The following is a 16,717-nucleotide window of genomic DNA, read 5'->3' as shown; positions in this document are numbered from 1 at the left end:
TAGGTTAAGGATCAAAAGTTTATATACCAAGTTACACCGATATTAATCCGGAACGAAATAAATGACTCTGATCCAGTACCGCAATCTTATACATCACTTTCATATCTCCTCTTTTAATCATTGCTACTAAAAACACTTTGCTCCCTGATGTAATGCTTTTAATAATTTTAATCAAGATAATAAGACCTATAACTATTTTATATCTGGATGCAAGTTAATTCTTATCATCAATTGCAGTCAATAGGTAATTCCCCCCATAGCCGGAAACAGGTATGATAACGTTGAATCAGCTAACAGAAATTTTTCTTATCGATTTCTCTCTTCCAAAATTTGTCAACAATTCGCCATGACCTGATTATTTTTTGCCGGCATGTGTTTAGTTAGCGCCAACTGTTTGTTTCATTGGCTTACCGAAAAAAGAAAAACTGACTTTTTACCTTTGATTCCGTCAAGCTTATTAATTTTGAAGCGGACTAAAACAAATGGTATGATCACGGAAAAATTTCCTTCCAGGTTGTTGGAGAATGCGGTGAACGAGTTTTCAAAACTCCCGGGTATCGGAAGAAAAACAGCGCTCCGCTTGGTTCTGCACTTATTAAAACAGGACCGGGATGAGGTGGAATTTTTCGGCAACAGCATCATCCAGGCCCGCACCGAAATCAAACATTGCAAAATTTGTCACAATATTTCGGATACCGACATGTGTAACATATGCAGCCAGGCAAACCGGATACCTGAAATCATTTGCGTGGTGGAAAATATCCGCGACGTGATGGCCATCGAAAATACCCGCCAGTTCAACGGCCTGTACCATGTACTGGGCGGGATCATTTCGCCGATGGATGGAATAGGCCCAGCCGATCTGGAGATCACCTCATTGATTGACCGGGTAAAAGATGGCCTGATTTCCGAAGTAATCCTTGCGCTGAGCACCACCATGGAAGGTGATACGACAAACTTTTACATCTATAAAAAACTGAAAGATTACCGGATTAAAATTTCAACCCTGGCGCGGGGTGTATCCATTGGCGATGAACTGGAGTACGCAGATGAGCTGACACTCGGCCGTTCCATAAAAAACAGGCTCGATTTTGAAAGCTCCCTGACGCAATAGCATTGAAGCAACAGTTTATCGTGCAATCAATCTGGTTTATCCAAAAAATTATCGCATTTTGTACCTTCTGAAAATCGATTTCTGAATAAAATATGAGCTTATGGGCAACACATTTTTAAGTTACGGACAAATCAAACTCAGGCCACTGGAACCGGAAGATCTTGATTTTTTATACATCTGGGAAAACGACACCGCAATCTGGAAAGTAAGTAACACGCTGGCCCCTTTCTCACGCTACATTCTGAAACAGTATATCCAGGAATCGCACCGCGATCTGTTTGAAACCAGGCAGCTTCGGCTGATCATTGAAACTTTATCCGGAAAGCCGGTCGGGGCCATCGACTTGTTTGATTTTGACCCGTTTCACCGGCGCGCCGGACTTGGTATACTCATTTACGACGAATCAGACCGCGGGCGGGGCCTCGCTTCAGACAGCCTGCAGTTAATGACAAACTATGCCAAAGACACGTTGAACTTACACCAGTTGTATGCCCATATCGGCACCGACAATCCGGACAGCATTCATCTTTTTGAAAAAGCAGGTTTCCGGCTGACCGGCACAAAGAAGGATTGGCTAAAAACGACCGATGGCTGGCTGGACGAATTAATCTGGCAAAAAATACTGTAATTGCGACATTTGGAAATTTGCCGCTCATTCTGCTAAATCAAGTCCGTGAAGGCAGGTATTTCTTTTAGAAATGAGTAGTTTTTCGCTGTAAAGTCAACCTGACAGCAGTAGTGGTCAAGTCCGTTGGAAACAATCAGGTAAGGCACCTGAAATGTCATGTTATATCGGGCAATCTGGTCAAACGTATCCTGTGTAACTTTAACCGACGGAGCTTTAAACTCCACCACCAGCAACGGTTGTCCGGACCGGTCGTAAACAAGCAAATCGGCCCGAAACTGATTCTGATTGACTTTTAATCCGCTTTCGATGGCCATAAGCTGAGCCGGGAAAGCTTTCTCGCTGATCAGAAAACGAATAAAATTCTGCCTCACCCATTCTTCCGGGGTCAATACCAGAAATTTTTTCCTGATCTCATCAAAAATCCGGATTTTCCCTGCCTCCGTTTTTGTCCGAAACGAATATATTGGTAAATTTAGTTTCGTGAACATCTTATGCTGTTGCAAAGTTGTATTTTTGTGAATTTCGTTTTTATGGCCGTCACCGGGAATTTCCGGCTAAGGCATTCCAAAAGTGCAAAAAAATTACATCATTCAATATGAAAACCAAGAAAGAGATTGTAGACAACTGGCTTCCCCGCTATACGGGACAGAAACTGGAGAATTTTGGCGACTATATTATACTGACCAACTTTCAGCTTTACGTGGAAATGTTTGCAGAACGATTCGAGGTGCCGATTATTGGTGAAGACAAAAATATGCCCAATGCCACCGCCGAGGGAATGACCATCATCAATTTTGGCATGGGAAGTCCCAATGCCGCCACGATCATGGATTTACTCAGCGCCATTATGCCAAAAGCAGTTTTGTTTCTTGGGAAATGCGGCGGGTTGAAAAAGAAAAACAAGCTCGGCGACCTGATTTTGCCCATCGCAGCCATCCGAAGCGACGGTACGTCCAACGATTACCTCCCGCCCGAAATACCGGCCCTCCCGGCGTTTAACCTGCAACGGGCCGTTTCCACAGCCATTCGCGAAAATAAAATGGACTACTGGACCGGCGTTGTGTATACAACCAATAAGCGGGTTTGGGAATACGACGACCGGTTTAAAAAATACCTGTATAAAACCCGGGCCATGGCCATTGATATGGAAACGGCCACCATCTTCACCGTTGGTTTTGCCAATCAAATACCGACTGGCGCATTACTTCTCGTATCTGACCAACCGATGATCTCAACCGGAATTAAAACAGAGGTCAGCGACAAAAAAGTCACCTCGAATTTTGTAGAAATGCACCTGAAAGTTGGGATTGACGCCCTGATAGAAATAAAAACAAACGGCCGGTCGGTCAAACACCTGAAATTTTAAATCCGTTTAATACAACATATGAACTACGAAGATATTCTTGCCAACCTGCGTAATAAAATATACCACCCCGTTTACCTGTTAATGGGAGAAGAAAGTTACTTTATTGACCAGATCTCAGATTACATTGCCCAGCATGTGCTTACCGAAGCTGAAAAAGGCTTCAACCAACACATCCTGTATGGAAAAGATCTGGAGGTGGATACCATTATTACCTATGCCCGCCGGTTTCCAATGATGTCCAACCACCAGGTCGTCATCATCCGCGAGGCACAGAACATTAAGAAAATCGAAGATTTGGAAGCCTATGTCAACAACCCCCTGAATTCGACTATTCTGGTGATCAATTACAAATATAAAACCATCGATAAACGAAAAACCTTTGCCAAACTCATTGATAAAAAAGGGGTCTTGTTTGAGTCGAAAAAAATATACGACAACCAGTTGCCTGCCTGGATCAACAGCTACCTGTCGGCTCAAAAATACAGCATTGAACCCCAGGCGTCGGCCATGCTTGCCGAATACCTGGGAACCGATCTGAGCAAGGTGGCCAACGAACTGAACAAGCTCGTCATCAGCCTGCCGGAAAACAGCCGGATAACGCCCGATCATATCGAGAAAAACATTGGCATCAGCAAAGACTTTAATATTTTTGAGTTGCAAAATGCCCTGGCTGAGAGAAATGTATTAAAAACAAACCAAATCATTCATTACTTTGCCGCCAATCCGAATTCAAACCCATTCACACGAACGGTTGCCAGCTTGTTCTTTTATTTCATGAAGATATTAACCTACCACTTTCTGGAAGATAAGTCTCAGAACGCGGTAGCCTCGTCGCTGCAAATCAGTCCATACTTTGTCCGGAATTATGTTGCGGCGGCAAAGCAATACCCTATCCGGAAAGTCGTTGAGATTATATCAATCCTCCGGGAATACGACCTGAAGTCGAAAGGGATGGGAAACGTATCGAGCAGCCCGGAAGAGTTACAAAAAGAAATGATTTACCGTATTTTACACTAACAACATGACGATTATAATTATTCTCATCACCTGCCTTGTATCCATTGCTGCATTTAACCGTCACGATCTGATGGATAAACTCCAGTTTAATGCCAGCAAAATTTATCACCGGAAAGAATACCACCGGCTGATTACCCACGGTTTTGTCCATGCCAACTGGGAACACCTGATCGTGAACATGATTGTGCTTTTCTCGTTTGGCCGGGCCATTGAAGTGTATTTCCAATATGGCTTCGGGCGGATGGCCAATGCCTGGTACCTGCTGCTCTATTTCGGAGGGATGATTGTTTCAAACGCTTATGCCATTATTAAGCACCGGAATAATTACTATTACAATGCAGTAGGCGCATCCGGCGCAGTTTCGGCCGTTTTGTTTTCCGCCATTTTTTTTGACCCCTGGAACAAAATCTACTTTTTTGGCGTACTGCCGGTGCCCGGAATTCTGTTTGCTGTATTGTATCTGGCTTATTCCTATTACATGAGCAGGAAACAAAACGACAATATTGCACACGATGCCCATTTTCTGGGAGCACTTTACGGATTTGTATTACCCGTTCTGCTTAATCCGCAATACCTGGAACGTTTTCTGGACAAGCTTTTCCGGTTAATTTAAAGATCGCCGTTCCGGCTGAAAGACTGGTAACCATAACGTTCACGCAAAATAAACGGCAAAAACGCCATGACGAGTTCGCCATTTCTACTTATCGACGGTCAGTTTCTTAAAAACGACCAACTGTTTCCCGGCGCCGAAGCGCCCGATCATCTGCTTTTTTCGGATTGTATCCGGTCAATCCGCAATCAGTTTATGTTTTGGGACGAACACCTGGATTTAATTAACCGCCAGTCAGCGCTGTTTAACCTGCCCGCTCCTCTGTTTTTATCCCATAACGGAAAAGAACTGAAAAGGCAATTGGAACGCATGCTGGTCAAAAACAAACTTTTTAAAAGCGCCCGGACCGATTTGTTTTTCTTTCGGCAAAAACAGCAATTGTCTTATTGGGCGCGGGCAAGCGAAATTGAAGCAACCGGCTACGAGCTTAACCGCGAAGGAATCAGCCTGGCCAGTTTCGGTCAAACAGCAAAAGCCATCTCTCCCTTGTCAGCTTTACGTGTTGGATCTGAAATTTTCTGGAAAATGTTACGTTCATCCCACAGCCCGAACGCCGAATTTATCCTTTACAACACCAATCAAGCGATCGTTGAAGTGGCTGAAAGGAATATTTTTATTGTGAATGGGAATACGGTCAGCACACCATCTGAAACGACTGGTGTTTACCTGAACCCCGCACGAAAGGTAATCCGGCAGTTATGCCTCAACGAGGGGCTGATTTTCCATGAAGCCGATCAACTGACCACTGACGACCTGCTTCGGGCCGATGAAGTTTTTGTAGCCGGCGATGTTCACGGAATCGAATGGGTGAAGGCATTTGAACAAAAACGCTACTTCAACAAAACAATCAAAAAAATAAATGAAGCTTTTAAGCGGGAATTAATTCAATGACGGATTTTCGGGAAAATTTTCCCACATGGAGTATTTACCGCCTAACTCCCGTACAATCTGCACCCACATTTGGTTCTTCGGAGAATCGTCCATTACCGTATTTTGCTCAATTTCAGACACCAGCCAGGTATTTTCTTTCAATTCCTCTTCGAGCTGACCACTATCCCAACCGGAATACCCCAGGAAAAAGCGAACCTGGTCCGGTTTTACCAGTCCGAGATTAATGAGCTTTTTCAACTCGTCAAAATCTCCGCCCCAGTATAAATCATCTTTAACATGAATACTTCCGGGAATGAGATCGCCCAGTGAATGAATAAAGTAAACCGAATCGGTGCTTACCGGCCCTCCTATGAATATATCAGATTGAAAATCGGGAAAATCGCCAATAATTTCATTGATCGGATAATCAACTTTTTTATTTAAAATAAAACCAACAGCCCCCTTATCGCTATATGCCACCAGCAATACGACCGAGCGGTTAAAATAGCTTCCCGGAAGAAAAGGTTCCGCAATCAGGATACGACCTTTACCTGGCAAAACATAATTGGTTTCAATTTTAAATATGTTGATATTCAAGTTCATTTTTTATTGAATTCAAGATCAATTTAAAAAAATTCAACTATTAATCAAATAAAATGGAACAATTAAAATGTGAATAAAGTTGAACGACATCCGGTAAACCGGTCAACAAAACTATAAATCAGGCAGAAACGGCGATCGGGCCGGATTAGTCTTCAATAACAATATAGACGTCTTCGTTTTCCTTTTTCATCAGGAATTGTTCACGCGCAAATTTTTCGAGGTTTTTCTGGCTGGTTTTAAGCTCCTGAATTTTACGCTGGTCGGAAGCTATTTTTTCCTTTAGAAAATCTTTTTGTTCTTCGAGCTGGACTAATTTGTGTTTATTGCGGAAATGGTCAAGCAGATTGTATTCATCAAAAAAGAAAAGCCACAACAGGAACAACAATAATGTAATCCCGTATTTGTTGCGGATAATTTTCCCGACCGATGTTAAAACATGATTCATACCACTTGCCTTTCGGACAAAAATACCGTTTCTGCGGTCAAAAAAAAAGGAGATGAAAAAAATCATCCCCTTTTTACACAATATTTTTGTGTCAACTTACTCCTGGTCGGGCAAAAAGCCGGGATACATGTAATTAACCGGCGTAACAAAGGTTTCTTTTATCGTACGGATTGAAACCCACCGGAGCATATTAAACACCGAACCGGCTTTGTCGTTGGTGCCTGAACCCCGTGCGCCGCCAAAAGGCTGCTGCCCGACAACAGCGCCGGTAGGTTTATCGTTGATGTAGAAATTACCGGCCGAATTTTCCAGCCGTTTCGTGATTTTTTCAATCTGGTACCTGTCCTGTGAAAAAACAGCGCCGGTTAAGGCATAGAAAGAGGTTTTATCCAACAAGGTCAGTGTTTCGTCGATTTTCTCATCCTCATAAACGTAAACGGTGAGTACCGGCCCGAACAATTCTTCCGTCATGGTGATGTAGTCCGGCCTTTTTGCCAAAATAACGGTTGGTTGAATGTAATAACCAACCGATTTATCGCAGGTTCCGCCAAAAATAACCTCGGCATCCCGATCTGTTTTAGCCCGTTCAATAAAACCGGCCAGTTTGTCGAAAGAAGCCTCATCAATGACCGCGTTCACAAAGTTGGTAAAGTCTTCGGGCGGGCCCATTTTCACGGTAGCCAGTTCCCGGCCAAGCCGTTGACGGACATCTTCCCACAAACTTTCGGGAATATAGACCCGCGATGCGGCCGAACATTTCTGGCCCTGGTATTCGAATGCGCCACGTAACATCGCAATGGTTAAGGCCTGCGGATCGGCGGTATGATCGGCAAAAATGAAGTCTTTCCCTCCTGTTTCGCCAACAATGCGCGGATAAGACCTGTATTTGAAAATATTTTCTCCGATGGTCTTCCAGATTTCCTGAAAAACGCCGGTAGAACCGGTGAAATGAATCCCTGCAAATTCGGGATGTTCAAAAACGATATCGGCAGCAACCGGTCCGGAAACAAAAATAAGGTTAATCACACCGTCGGGCAAACCGGCTTCACGGAAAATGTCCATGATCACCGCAGCCGAATAAATGGCCGTTTTGGATGGTTTCCAAACCACGACATTGCCCATCATCGCGGGAGCCGCGGGCAGGTTGCCGGCAATCGATGTAAAGTTGAAGGGGGTCAGCGCAAAGATAAAGCCCTCCAACGGGCGAAACTCGTTGTAGTTCCATTGTCCCGGGGCCGATTCGGGTTGCATCTTATAAATATCGGTCATACATTTCACGCCAAAGCGGAAAAAATCGGCCAGTTCACAGGCCGCATCTATTTCGGCCTGAAAAGCGTTCTTGGATTGTCCCAACATGGTTGCCGCATTGATCCGTTCGCGGTAAGGACCGGCCAGCAAATCGGCTGCTTTCAGGAAAATAGCCGCGCGGTGTTGCCAGGCCAGATTTGCCCACTCCGCTTTGGCCTCCAGCGCCGCATCAATTGCCACCTGCACATGCGATGCGTCTCCCTGGTAATAATACCCAAGCGTATGTTTGATTTCGTGCGGCGGATGAATCCGGATCCGGCGATCCGTCGTTACCTCTTTCCCTCCTATAATCATGGGGATCTCCACTTCCATTGACCGTAGCCCTTCCAATTTCGCCTTCAAGCCGATTCTTTCGGGCGAACCCGGCGCATAGTTTTTTACCGGCTCATTTTTAGCAATGGGTACATTAAAAAATCCTTTGGGCATAATCGTCAGTTTATATCGTTAAAATTGTATTCTCCAAGGCTTTCGCCCCTGTTTCACAAAACTATGTATTCCGAAAAACTTAATCCCTAATAAAAATCAGCTTTCGAAAAATGCAACTTTCTGCGTTGTGCAAAAAAATAATTACCACACAAAATTTACTATATTTAGTCCTTGATTTAATTTGATAAGCAGGTTCATGCCAAATTCTATATTTAACTTTATCATCCGACCATTTCGTTTTGATTCCAAAGATGAAAAACGGAAGGTGATCATCCTGCATTTCATCATGATGGCAGGTTTAATTTTTAGCCTTGTCGACTTTACCCTGGCGGTACGGGGAACATCGGGATATTCCTGCATCCCCGGCGATGTTTCACTCATGGGAATATTCATTGTCGGGCTGTACTGCCTGCGAAATGCCCGGCCACGCTGTACTGTCAACACATTTTTCCTGTTTCCGTTCCCGGCCTATTTCTTTTTCATCGCCAAGCCTTATGCCATTATGCCCATCCACCTGACCACCCCGTACACGTTGTGGACGATGCTGGCAGGTTTGATGTTACTCCTGTTTTTCGATCAAAACAGGGTAAAACTGTCCGTCTACTTCGGCATCAGTTTACTCACCCTGACGTATCACCTTTCCGAAGCAGGTATGCTCACCAACCTGGCATCTGTCCTGTGGAAAGGAGATGAATTCACCATTAATCCGTACTTTTTTCTGACTATCATTTTTATCTTTTGTTTCCTCCTGTCCTGGAATTTTGAAGTAAATCTGCGGGAACTAAAAAAGAAAACGGAGGAAACCGAACAACGAAATTCACGCTTCTTCCGCTTATTTCAGCAAGGTTTGCTCGAACTCGAAATCAACCGCGACGAAATGGATAACCCGGTAAGCCTGCAGGTAATTAAAGTTAACCAGGCCTTTGAAACCATGTTTAAGGTCAGCGCCCGTGAACTGCGTGATATTGAAGCCGATATTATTTTTCCCAAGGTATTCAGAAACTCGTTCGACTGGAACAACTTTTTCCTGCACGCTAAAAAGCAAAAAACCGAATTGCACATCGAGCACCTGGATAAATGGTTTGAGCTGTTTATCCTCTCGGTTGAAAAAGACAAGATAACCTGCATCTTTTACGATATTACCAAAAAACAACACAGCATACTGAGTTTAAAGGAAAGCCGGAAACGGTATAAAGTATTGCTGGAAGCTATCCCCGACCTGTTTTTTATTATCGATAAGGATGGAATTTATGTTGACATTGTGATTAAAGAATCCGAATTCATTCAGATACAAGCCGATGATATTGTTGGTAATTCCATTTTTGAAGTTGGTTTTTCGGAAAAAATGTCCCGGAAAATTTTCCAGTGTATCCAGGATGCCATTCGTTTTGACTCCATCGAAACGATTGAATACGCACTGGAGGTTGAAAAAGGGACTGCCATGTTCGAAATGCGTATCGCCCGGCTCGACGACAACTCGGTTATTTCGATTGCCCGCGACATTACCAAACGGAAAGTTGCCGAAATCAGGCTGGAAGAGGCCAGGGAAAAAGCCGAGGAAGCCGATCAGTTAAAATCTGCTTTTTTGGCCAACATTTCCCATGAAATCAGGACGCCGATGAACGCGATCATTGGATTCTCACGCATGCTTGGTTCGACTGATTTCGACATGGAAGAGAAAAACCGTTTTCTGGAGATCATCGTCGGGAACGGCAAAGTGCTGATGGAAATGATTGACGACATGATCAGTATTTCAAAAATTGAAAGCAAACAGGTTGTTGCCAAAAAAGGATACTGTAAAATAAACGACCTGATGGTCGAACTTTACCGCGAATACAGCATGGAAGTCAGCAACAAACCCATCCGGCTTAAATTGAGCAACGAAAATGCCAATCCGAAATTTGGCTTTACAACCGACACCTTCCTGTTAAGCGAAATTTTAAAAAAACTTCTTGATAATGCCATCAAATTCACGCCCCAGGGAGAGGTTGAATTCGGATACCAGATGAACGGGAAAACGCAGATCATGTTCTTTGTCAGGGATACCGGCATCGGCATTGAACCAACCCAAATCAGCCGGATTTTTGAACGGTTTCACCAAATCGACAATAAACCGACAAGAAAATACGAAGGCACGGGCCTTGGTCTGGCCATCGCTCAGCATTACACCATGTTAATCGGAGGAAAAATTGAAGTGGAATCGGAGGTGGACAAAGGTTCCCGTTTTTATTTCAGCATTCCTTTTGAAGACGGTGAAACGACCCTGAAAATTATCCGTTAATTCCGTGAATTCAGAATTTGATACCCGATCAGCTCATCGTACCTGCCCGAGATTCCGCGGTGATAAACCAAAATCTGGTACTCGTTGTCGGTTTCATAAAAACTTCCCTCCAGCACGGTTTCATCGGCCTGTGAAGCGCCTTCGGGAACATACACGTACTGATAGTTGTAATAACCCTGTTTCAGCAGCAGCGACAATTCGTACGCCGATCGCTCGTAATTCCAGGTCATTTCGTTGCTCTTATTCGCGTTCCAATCAGTCAACGCGCCAAATACATTCACGGTACCTCCCAACAACCGGACCTCCAGGTCCAGGGTAAAGTGAACGAAAACATAATCGCATCCCGTATCGTAATCCTCAATCCGGTCCTGACATTCAATCACAAAATTCCCGTTCATTTCACGGTATCCGAAAAAGTTTTTATTGGTTCTCACCTCATCTATGTCTAAGGTCAGGTGATAATACGGGTGAAAAAAATCAACAGCACGGACATTCTCGCCCGGGAAGCGATAGGTTCGGGCATCGAAATAACGGTATTCATTCCCCCCGCTAAACACATTTTCCTGGTTGTAATTATAATCCAGTTCCCGGTTTCTCACAAACAACGGTTTCAGGTTCGTAATGGCATTATCCCAACGCCGGTTTTTCATCACCACAACCTGAATCTCTTCCCGCGGATTAGCAATCATCATCCGTTCATGACGAATGGTAAAGTCCACCTCCTGGTTTTCGCCTTTAAACGGATCAAAGGTCGCCCGTTTAACCAAACCGCTCACACTAACCTTTTGATCCAACAGGTGAAACCGGCGTGTCAGAGCCACTTTCTCCTGGTCCATATCCTCGTAAACAACCAGCACATAATTCCCCGAGAACTTAATCCCGACACGTTCGTTTGGAATACGCAACTGATAGTTGACATACTGCACCGTTGTATTAAAACTTAAAGCATAATCATCCAGCGGATTTTCCACAAAGCCGTCGAGGTACTCATTCTGAGAAATGAATGATTCATTCCAACCGGCATCACAATGAATGATCGTATAATAGTAATCCTTAACCCGTCCCGAAAGGTCGTCAAATTTCAGCACCAGTTGTTCGTCTGTTCCCAGTGAAATAACCGGATGACTCAGCTCAGCGCCATCGCGAAATAACTGAACAGATTTGATCTCTTCTTTAAAAACAGCGTTCTGGTAATAAAATTCGTTTTCGCGATTCGAAAATGAATTTAATGATAAAATAACGAACCAACCTGACAGCAAAATTTGAAAAACACGCTTCATTTTCGTTAAAATTTGATTGATTTCAGATCATTTTTTACCTGTTTGGAGCGAAAAATTTGTCCGGCATCCGGGATGAACTTTTCGACTAACGTTTACACGTATTTAAATATTTCAAACCATCCAAGTTTATCAAATAAAGATTGTAAAAGTTTCTAATAATATGTACTTTTGCCTGCCAAAAATAACAAATACAACAAGGGATTACAATGTCAAAGCATTTTAAATTAAAGCGCGGATTGGATATTCGGTTGAAAGGAAATGCGGAAGGTATATTGGTGGATGCACCGACCCCCAAAACAGTTGCCCTTAAGCCAACCGATTTTCCAGGCTTAACTCCAAAACTAAGTGTAAAAGCTGATGCCCAGGTAAAAGCTGGTGATGCCCTGTTTTTCGACAAATACCATCCTGAGATTTTATTTACTTCGCCGGTAAGCGGAACCGTGAAATCGGTCATTCGGGGAGAACGCCGTAAAATTTTGGAAGTAATTGTTGAAGCTGACGGCAAAAATGAATTCCGGTCTTTTACACAAGCCGACCCACTCAAATTATCCCGCGAAGAAATTTGCGGGCAGTTGTTACAAAGCGGTATCTGGCCGTTCTTACGGCAACGTCCTTACGGAACGACTGCCAAGCCGGCCGACAAACCCAAGCATATTTTCATCTCGGGCTTCGATTCGGGCCCTTTGGCTGCCGATTACGATTTTATTTTCAAAAACGAACAATCGGCCCTCCAAACCGGGATCAATGCCCTCAGCCGGATAACTGAAGGATCTGTCTTCCTGGGTTTGTCGACCAAACAGAACAACGGAGTTTTCGCCTCGTTGAAACAGGTGGATATCAACACCTTCGAAGGCCCTCACCCGGCCGGCAACGTGGGAATCCAGATTCACCATATTGCTCCGATCAATAAAGGAGAAGTTGTCTGGACGATCAGCGCACAGGCGGTGGTTTTCATCGGCCGCTTATTCGAAAACGGGAAAACCGATTTTTCGAAGATCATTGCATTGACCGGATCGGAAGTGAAAGAACCCAAATACTACAAAGTCATCCACGGCGCCGAATTGAATGAATTGCTCAAAAACAAAACAAAACAGGAAGGTCACGAACGGATTATCAGCGGCAATGTGCTGACCGGAACAAAAGTGACTACCGACGACTACCTGGGTTATTTCGATCAGCAGATAACCGTCATTCCCGAAGGCGACGAATATGAATTTATGGGATGGGCGCTTCCCGGAATCGATAAATTTACAGCCAGCAAAGCATTCTTATCGCGTTTGCTCCCGAAAAAAGAATATAAACTGAATGCCAACATGCATGGCGGAGAACGCGCTTTTGTTTTAACCGGACAGTATGAGAAATTCCTTCCGATGGATATTTTACCGGTTTTCCTGCTCAAAGCGATCCTGGCAAATGACATTGACAAGATGGAGCAACTCGGCATTTATGAGTTGATTGAAGAAGACCTTGCGCTTTGCGAATACGCCTGTACTTCAAAAATAAAAGTTCAGGATATTTTACGCGAGGGCATTAACGTCATGGTAAAAGAATTGGGATAAACGAACGATTGCTTTAAAACAAGATATTCAATGAAAGCATTAAGAAACTTTTTTGAAAAGACGAAACCTCATGTGCAGAAGGGCGCCAAATATCACTGGCTGCACTCCACGCATGATTCTTTTTTTACCTTGTTTTTCGTCCAGAAAAATACGTCGAAATCGGGAACACACATTCACGATTATATCGATCTGAAAAGGACCATGGGTATTGTTGTCATGGCCCTGGTGCCGGCCTTGTTGTTTGGAATTTATAACGTGGGATATCAGCATTTCGGAGCGCTGGGACAATTGGAAACCGCCGGTTTCTTCGATATGTTCCTGTTTGGCTTGCTGAAAGTATTGCCCATTGTTGTTGTTTCGTACACCGTTGGTCTTGGCATTGAATTTTTGTTTGCCCAAATCCGCGGACACGAGGTAAACGAAGGATTCCTGGTATCGGGATTTCTGATCCCCTTAATCATGCCCGTTAATACTCCGCTCTGGATGATTGCCGTTGCCACTGCCTTCGCAGTCATTTTCGGGAAAGAGGTTTTCGGCGGAACAGGCATGAACATCTGGAACCCGGCGCTGGTAGCCCGCGCATTCCTCTTTTTTGCCTATCCGGCCCAAATGTCGGGCGATGCCGTCTGGATTTCGGCAAGCGGCATTGAAACGCTGGCCGACGGTTTTACCGGAGCCACTCCAATGGCCCTGGCTGCTGCCGGCGAAACAACGATCGATACCTGGAACGCTTTTATCGGATTAATTCCCGGGTCGATTGGCGAAACCTCAACCCTGGCGATCCTGATTGGCGCCCTGATTCTGATCGTTACCGGAATCGGCAGCTGGAAAATCATGTTATCAACTGTCCTGGGAGGTCTGTTCATGGGAGTTCTGCTAAATATTTTTGCCGTAAATACCTACATGGCGCTTCCGTTCTGGGAACACCTCATCATCGGCGGTTTTGCTTTTGGCGCCGTCTTTATGGCAACCGACCCCGTTTCGGCAGCACAAACCGATAAAGGAAAATGGATTTACGGATTCCTGATCGGCGTAATGGCCATCCTGATCCGTGTAGTTAACCCGGCCTACCCCGAAGGGATGATGCTGGCCATTTTGCTGATGAATACCTTTGCACCGCTCATCGACCACTACGTGCTCCAGGGAAATATTAAACGCCGTTTGAAACGTGCAAAAGTAAATGCTTAACCTACAAAGACGATAAAAATGGACAGGAACGGTAATGTTTATACATTTATATATGCCTCGGTAATGGTGATCATCGTAGCAGCGGTACTTTCTGTTGCAGCAATCAACCTGAAACCATTCCAGCAAAAAAATATTGAAACCGAGAAGATGCAAAACATCCTGGCCTCGGTGAATATCGAAACAGACGCGAAAAATGCCGGCCAGATTTACAGTGAACGGATTGTCAAATCGTATGTGGTCAATGCCAAAGGAGAACAGATTGAAGGAGATGCCTTTTCGGTGGACCTGAAAAAAGAACGGAGCAAAAAGACCGAAGATCGCAATCTTCCGGTATTTGAGTGTCAGATCGACGGCAGCCTGAAATATATTCTCCCGGTATACGGAGCAGGTCTCTGGGGCCCGATTTGGGGATATGTTTCCGTGGAGGATGATATGAATACCATTTACGGGGCAACGTTCGACCACCAGGGCGAAACCCCGGGCCTGGGCGCCGAAATCTCGACCAAAGCTTTCCAGAACCAGTTCAAAGGAAAAGTTATTTTCGGAACCGACGGCACATTCCAGTCGGTCATTGTTGCCAAATCAAACGAATCGGCGCCGGCCCAACACAAAGTGGACGCAATTTCAGGGGGTACCATTACATCGAAAGGATTGCAACAAATGCTGACCGACGACCTGGGTGCGTATAAAGCTTTTTTCAACCAGAAAAAATAAAAGAAGATGAGCGATAGAGAACCTTTATTTTCAAAGAAAAACCTGGGACTGTTATCAAACCCGCTTAACAGCAGCAACCCGATTACCGTTCAGGTACTGGGTATTTGTTCTGCCCTGGCGGTAACCGCCCAATTGAAACCAGCCATTGTGATGGCCATATCTGTTACCGCCGTGTTGGCCTTTGCGAACGTTATTATTTCTTTCTTACGAAATACCATCCCCAACCGCATCCGGATCATTGTACAGCTGGTGGTGATCGCCGCCCTGGTCATCCTGGTTGACCAGATTCTGAAAGCGTTTGTTTACGATGTCAGCAAGCAGCTTTCCGTATTTGTTGGGCTGATTATTACCAACTGTATCCTGATGGGACGTTTGGAAGCTTTTGCACTGGGTAATAAACCCTGGCCCTCCTTCCTCGACGGGTTGGGAAATGGCGCCGGTTACGGGGCTATTTTGGTGATCGTCGGCTTTTTCCGCGAGTTGCTTGGTTCAGGCAGCATCTACGGATTTCACCTGATCCCGGAAAGTTGGTTTATCGCCAACGGCGGATCTTACGCCAACAACGGGATGATGATTTTACCCCCGATGGCCCTGATCACGGTTGGCGTCATCATTTGGGTGCAACGCAGTAAAAACCGTAAACTGATCGAAGATTAGTATTGAACCTCACAAATTACGAGAAATGGAAAATCTGATTAATATATTTATCAAGTCAATCTTTCTTGAAAACATGGTATTTGCCTATTTCCTCGGAATGTGCTCATACCTGGCAGTTTCCAAATCAGTAAAGACGGCTACCGGCCTTGGAATTGCCGTTATTTTTGTACTGGCAATTACCCTACCTGTTGATTACCTGCTGGAAAACTATATTCTGAAAGACGGCGCCTTAACCTGGCTCGGCCCGACTTTTGCCGACGTTGATCTCAGTTTTTTAAGCTTCATCATGTTTATTGCCGTGATCGCCTCCATGGTGCAACTGGTTGAGATGGTCGTTGAAAAGTTTGCCCCGGTTTTGTACACCCAACTGGGTATTTTCCTGCCATTGATTGCTGTAAACTGCGCCATTCTTGGCGGTTCGTTGTTTATGCAACAAAAAGCATTCAACAACATAGCCGAAGCAACCACTTATGGTTTAGGTTCAGGAATCGGTTGGTTTTTAGCGATTGTGGGCATTGCTGCTATTCGTGAAAAAATTCAGTATTCTCATGTCCCTGCACCTTTGCGCGGACTTGGCATCACCTTTATCGTGACCGGCCTGATGGGATTGGCTTTCATGGGATTTATGGGAATCAAATTATAGTAGAAATT

Annotated in this window: 17 protein-coding genes; 12 read left to right on the top strand and 5 right to left on the bottom strand. The window is 44.6% G+C overall.

What is annotated here, in order from left to right:
- Positions 1 to 487 precede the first annotated feature (487 nt).
- Positions 488 to 1,114, top strand: coding sequence for a recombination mediator RecR (gene recR, locus AC6H3C_RS06875; protein ID WP_497519966.1), 627 nt, complete (start codon positions 488 to 490; stop codon positions 1,112 to 1,114).
- A 100-nt stretch (positions 1,115 to 1,214) separates the two neighbouring features.
- On the top strand, positions 1,215 to 1,742 hold the full coding sequence (locus tag AC6H3C_RS06870) for a GNAT family N-acetyltransferase (RefSeq protein WP_497519965.1): 528 nt from the start codon (positions 1,215 to 1,217) through the stop codon (positions 1,740 to 1,742).
- Positions 1,743 to 1,774: 32 nt separating this feature from the next.
- Here the strand turns inward: AC6H3C_RS06870 and AC6H3C_RS06865 are convergent, their stop codons facing one another.
- Complete coding sequence (locus AC6H3C_RS06865) at positions 1,775 to 2,230, bottom strand: type I restriction enzyme HsdR N-terminal domain-containing protein (protein WP_497519964.1); 456 nt, start codon at positions 2,228 to 2,230, stop codon at positions 1,775 to 1,777.
- Positions 2,231 to 2,337: 107 nt separating this feature from the next.
- Between AC6H3C_RS06865 and AC6H3C_RS06860 the strand changes: the two genes are divergently transcribed.
- From AC6H3C_RS06860 to AC6H3C_RS06845, 4 genes are all read left to right on the top strand, one after another.
- Positions 2,338 to 3,108, top strand: a complete 771-nt coding sequence (locus AC6H3C_RS06860; protein ID WP_497519963.1) for an AMP nucleosidase — start codon at positions 2,338 to 2,340, stop codon at positions 3,106 to 3,108.
- Positions 3,109 to 3,126: 18 nt separating this feature from the next.
- A complete protein-coding gene (holA, locus tag AC6H3C_RS06855) occupies positions 3,127 to 4,125 on the top strand; it encodes a DNA polymerase III subunit delta (RefSeq protein WP_497519962.1) in 999 nt (332 codons plus the stop codon).
- 4 nt (positions 4,126 to 4,129) lie between these two features.
- A complete protein-coding gene (locus tag AC6H3C_RS06850; RefSeq protein ID WP_497519961.1) occupies positions 4,130 to 4,738 on the top strand; it encodes a rhomboid family intramembrane serine protease in 609 nt (202 codons plus the stop codon).
- Between the two features lie 66 nt (positions 4,739 to 4,804).
- Positions 4,805 to 5,626 (top strand): aminotransferase class IV, encoded by an 822-nt coding sequence (locus AC6H3C_RS06845; RefSeq protein ID WP_497519960.1) that lies wholly within the window; start codon positions 4,805 to 4,807, stop codon positions 5,624 to 5,626.
- Here the strand turns inward: AC6H3C_RS06845 and AC6H3C_RS06840 are convergent.
- The 3 genes from AC6H3C_RS06840 to pruA all read right to left on the bottom strand — a co-directional run bounded on the left by AC6H3C_RS06840 (position 5,615) and on the right by pruA (position 8,387).
- Complete coding sequence (locus AC6H3C_RS06840) at positions 5,615 to 6,208, bottom strand: YqgE/AlgH family protein (protein ID WP_497519959.1); 594 nt, start codon at positions 6,206 to 6,208, stop codon at positions 5,615 to 5,617. The two genes, AC6H3C_RS06845 and AC6H3C_RS06840, sit on opposite strands and share 12 nt — an antisense overlap.
- Positions 6,209 to 6,353: 145 nt before the next feature.
- Positions 6,354 to 6,653 carry an FtsB family cell division protein gene (locus AC6H3C_RS06835; RefSeq protein WP_497519958.1) on the bottom strand — a complete coding sequence of 100 codons (300 nt, stop codon included), beginning with the start codon at positions 6,651 to 6,653 and terminating at the stop codon, positions 6,354 to 6,356.
- A 96-nt stretch (positions 6,654 to 6,749) separates the two neighbouring features.
- Entirely contained in the window at positions 6,750 to 8,387 is a 1,638-nt protein-coding gene (gene pruA, locus AC6H3C_RS06830; RefSeq protein ID WP_497519957.1) for an L-glutamate gamma-semialdehyde dehydrogenase, read from the bottom strand.
- Positions 8,388 to 8,583: 196 nt separating this feature from the next.
- Here pruA and AC6H3C_RS06825 point away from each other — a divergent pair, with 196 nt between their 5' ends.
- Positions 8,584 to 10,668: a sensor histidine kinase gene (locus AC6H3C_RS06825; RefSeq protein ID WP_497519956.1), complete on the top strand. Its 2,085-nt coding sequence runs from the start codon at positions 8,584 to 8,586 to the stop codon at positions 10,666 to 10,668.
- Here AC6H3C_RS06825 and AC6H3C_RS06820 read toward each other — a convergent pair.
- Positions 10,665 to 11,948 carry a type IX secretion system plug protein gene (locus tag AC6H3C_RS06820; protein ID WP_497519955.1) on the bottom strand — a complete coding sequence of 428 codons (1,284 nt, stop codon included), beginning with the start codon at positions 11,946 to 11,948 and terminating at the stop codon, positions 10,665 to 10,667. The genes AC6H3C_RS06825 and AC6H3C_RS06820 overlap by 4 nt on opposite strands.
- A gap of 206 nt (positions 11,949 to 12,154) precedes the next feature.
- Between AC6H3C_RS06820 and AC6H3C_RS06815 the strand changes: the two genes are divergently transcribed.
- Genes AC6H3C_RS06815 through nqrE form a run of 5 tightly spaced genes read left to right on the top strand, consistent with a single transcriptional unit; the run spans position 12,155 to position 16,709 of the window.
- Positions 12,155 to 13,507, top strand: a complete 1,353-nt coding sequence (locus AC6H3C_RS06815) for a Na(+)-translocating NADH-quinone reductase subunit A (RefSeq protein WP_497519953.1) — start codon at positions 12,155 to 12,157, stop codon at positions 13,505 to 13,507.
- Positions 13,508 to 13,537: 30 nt separating this feature from the next.
- Positions 13,538 to 14,695 (top strand): NADH:ubiquinone reductase (Na(+)-transporting) subunit B, encoded by a 1,158-nt coding sequence (locus AC6H3C_RS06810; protein ID WP_497519952.1) that lies wholly within the window; start codon positions 13,538 to 13,540, stop codon positions 14,693 to 14,695.
- Between the two features lie 18 nt (positions 14,696 to 14,713).
- Positions 14,714 to 15,409 carry an NADH:ubiquinone reductase (Na(+)-transporting) subunit C gene (nqrC, locus tag AC6H3C_RS06805; protein WP_497519951.1) on the top strand — a complete coding sequence of 232 codons (696 nt, stop codon included), beginning with the start codon at positions 14,714 to 14,716 and terminating at the stop codon, positions 15,407 to 15,409.
- Between the two features lie 6 nt (positions 15,410 to 15,415).
- Positions 15,416 to 16,066, top strand: a complete 651-nt coding sequence (locus AC6H3C_RS06800; protein WP_497519950.1) for an NADH:ubiquinone reductase (Na(+)-transporting) subunit D — start codon at positions 15,416 to 15,418, stop codon at positions 16,064 to 16,066.
- Between the two features lie 25 nt (positions 16,067 to 16,091).
- The gene (nqrE, locus tag AC6H3C_RS06795; RefSeq protein WP_497519949.1) at positions 16,092 to 16,709 is read left to right on the top strand and encodes an NADH:ubiquinone reductase (Na(+)-transporting) subunit E; all 618 of its coding nucleotides are present in this window, start codon (positions 16,092 to 16,094) and stop codon (positions 16,707 to 16,709) included.
- Positions 16,710 to 16,717: the final 8 nt, after the last annotated feature.

The sequence above is a fragment of the Gaoshiqia sp. US2 genome, from assembly GCF_059705485.1.
The sequence above is the reverse complement of the archived record's forward strand: the minus strand, read 5'-3'. Positions and strand labels throughout refer to the sequence as shown.

What these genes read in the sequence shown, in the direction of transcription:
- recR (WP_497519966.1), top strand. Translation starts at nt 488, where the DNA reads ATGATCACGGAAAAATTTCCTTCCAGGTTGTTGGAGAATGCGGTGAAC.
- AC6H3C_RS06870 (WP_497519965.1), top strand. Translation starts at nt 1,215, where the DNA reads ATGGGCAACACATTTTTAAGTTACGGACAAATCAAACTCAGGCCACTG.
- AC6H3C_RS06865 (WP_497519964.1), bottom strand. Translation starts at nt 2,230, where the DNA reads ATGTTCACGAAACTAAATTTACCAATATATTCGTTTCGGACAAAAACG.
- AC6H3C_RS06860 (WP_497519963.1), top strand. Translation starts at nt 2,338, where the DNA reads ATGAAAACCAAGAAAGAGATTGTAGACAACTGGCTTCCCCGCTATACG.
- holA (WP_497519962.1), top strand. Translation starts at nt 3,127, where the DNA reads ATGAACTACGAAGATATTCTTGCCAACCTGCGTAATAAAATATACCAC.
- AC6H3C_RS06850 (WP_497519961.1), top strand. Translation starts at nt 4,130, where the DNA reads ATGACGATTATAATTATTCTCATCACCTGCCTTGTATCCATTGCTGCA.
- AC6H3C_RS06845 (WP_497519960.1), top strand. Translation starts at nt 4,805, where the DNA reads ATGACGAGTTCGCCATTTCTACTTATCGACGGTCAGTTTCTTAAAAAC.
- AC6H3C_RS06840 (WP_497519959.1), bottom strand. Translation starts at nt 6,208, where the DNA reads ATGAACTTGAATATCAACATATTTAAAATTGAAACCAATTATGTTTTG.
- AC6H3C_RS06835 (WP_497519958.1), bottom strand. Translation starts at nt 6,653, where the DNA reads ATGAATCATGTTTTAACATCGGTCGGGAAAATTATCCGCAACAAATAC.
- pruA (WP_497519957.1), bottom strand. Translation starts at nt 8,387, where the DNA reads ATGCCCAAAGGATTTTTTAATGTACCCATTGCTAAAAATGAGCCGGTA.
- AC6H3C_RS06825 (WP_497519956.1), top strand. Translation starts at nt 8,584, where the DNA reads ATGCCAAATTCTATATTTAACTTTATCATCCGACCATTTCGTTTTGAT.
- AC6H3C_RS06820 (WP_497519955.1), bottom strand. Translation starts at nt 11,948, where the DNA reads ATGAAGCGTGTTTTTCAAATTTTGCTGTCAGGTTGGTTCGTTATTTTA.
- AC6H3C_RS06815 (WP_497519953.1), top strand. Translation starts at nt 12,155, where the DNA reads ATGTCAAAGCATTTTAAATTAAAGCGCGGATTGGATATTCGGTTGAAA.
- AC6H3C_RS06810 (WP_497519952.1), top strand. Translation starts at nt 13,538, where the DNA reads ATGAAAGCATTAAGAAACTTTTTTGAAAAGACGAAACCTCATGTGCAG.
- nqrC (WP_497519951.1), top strand. Translation starts at nt 14,714, where the DNA reads ATGGACAGGAACGGTAATGTTTATACATTTATATATGCCTCGGTAATG.
- AC6H3C_RS06800 (WP_497519950.1), top strand. Translation starts at nt 15,416, where the DNA reads ATGAGCGATAGAGAACCTTTATTTTCAAAGAAAAACCTGGGACTGTTA.
- nqrE (WP_497519949.1), top strand. Translation starts at nt 16,092, where the DNA reads ATGGAAAATCTGATTAATATATTTATCAAGTCAATCTTTCTTGAAAAC.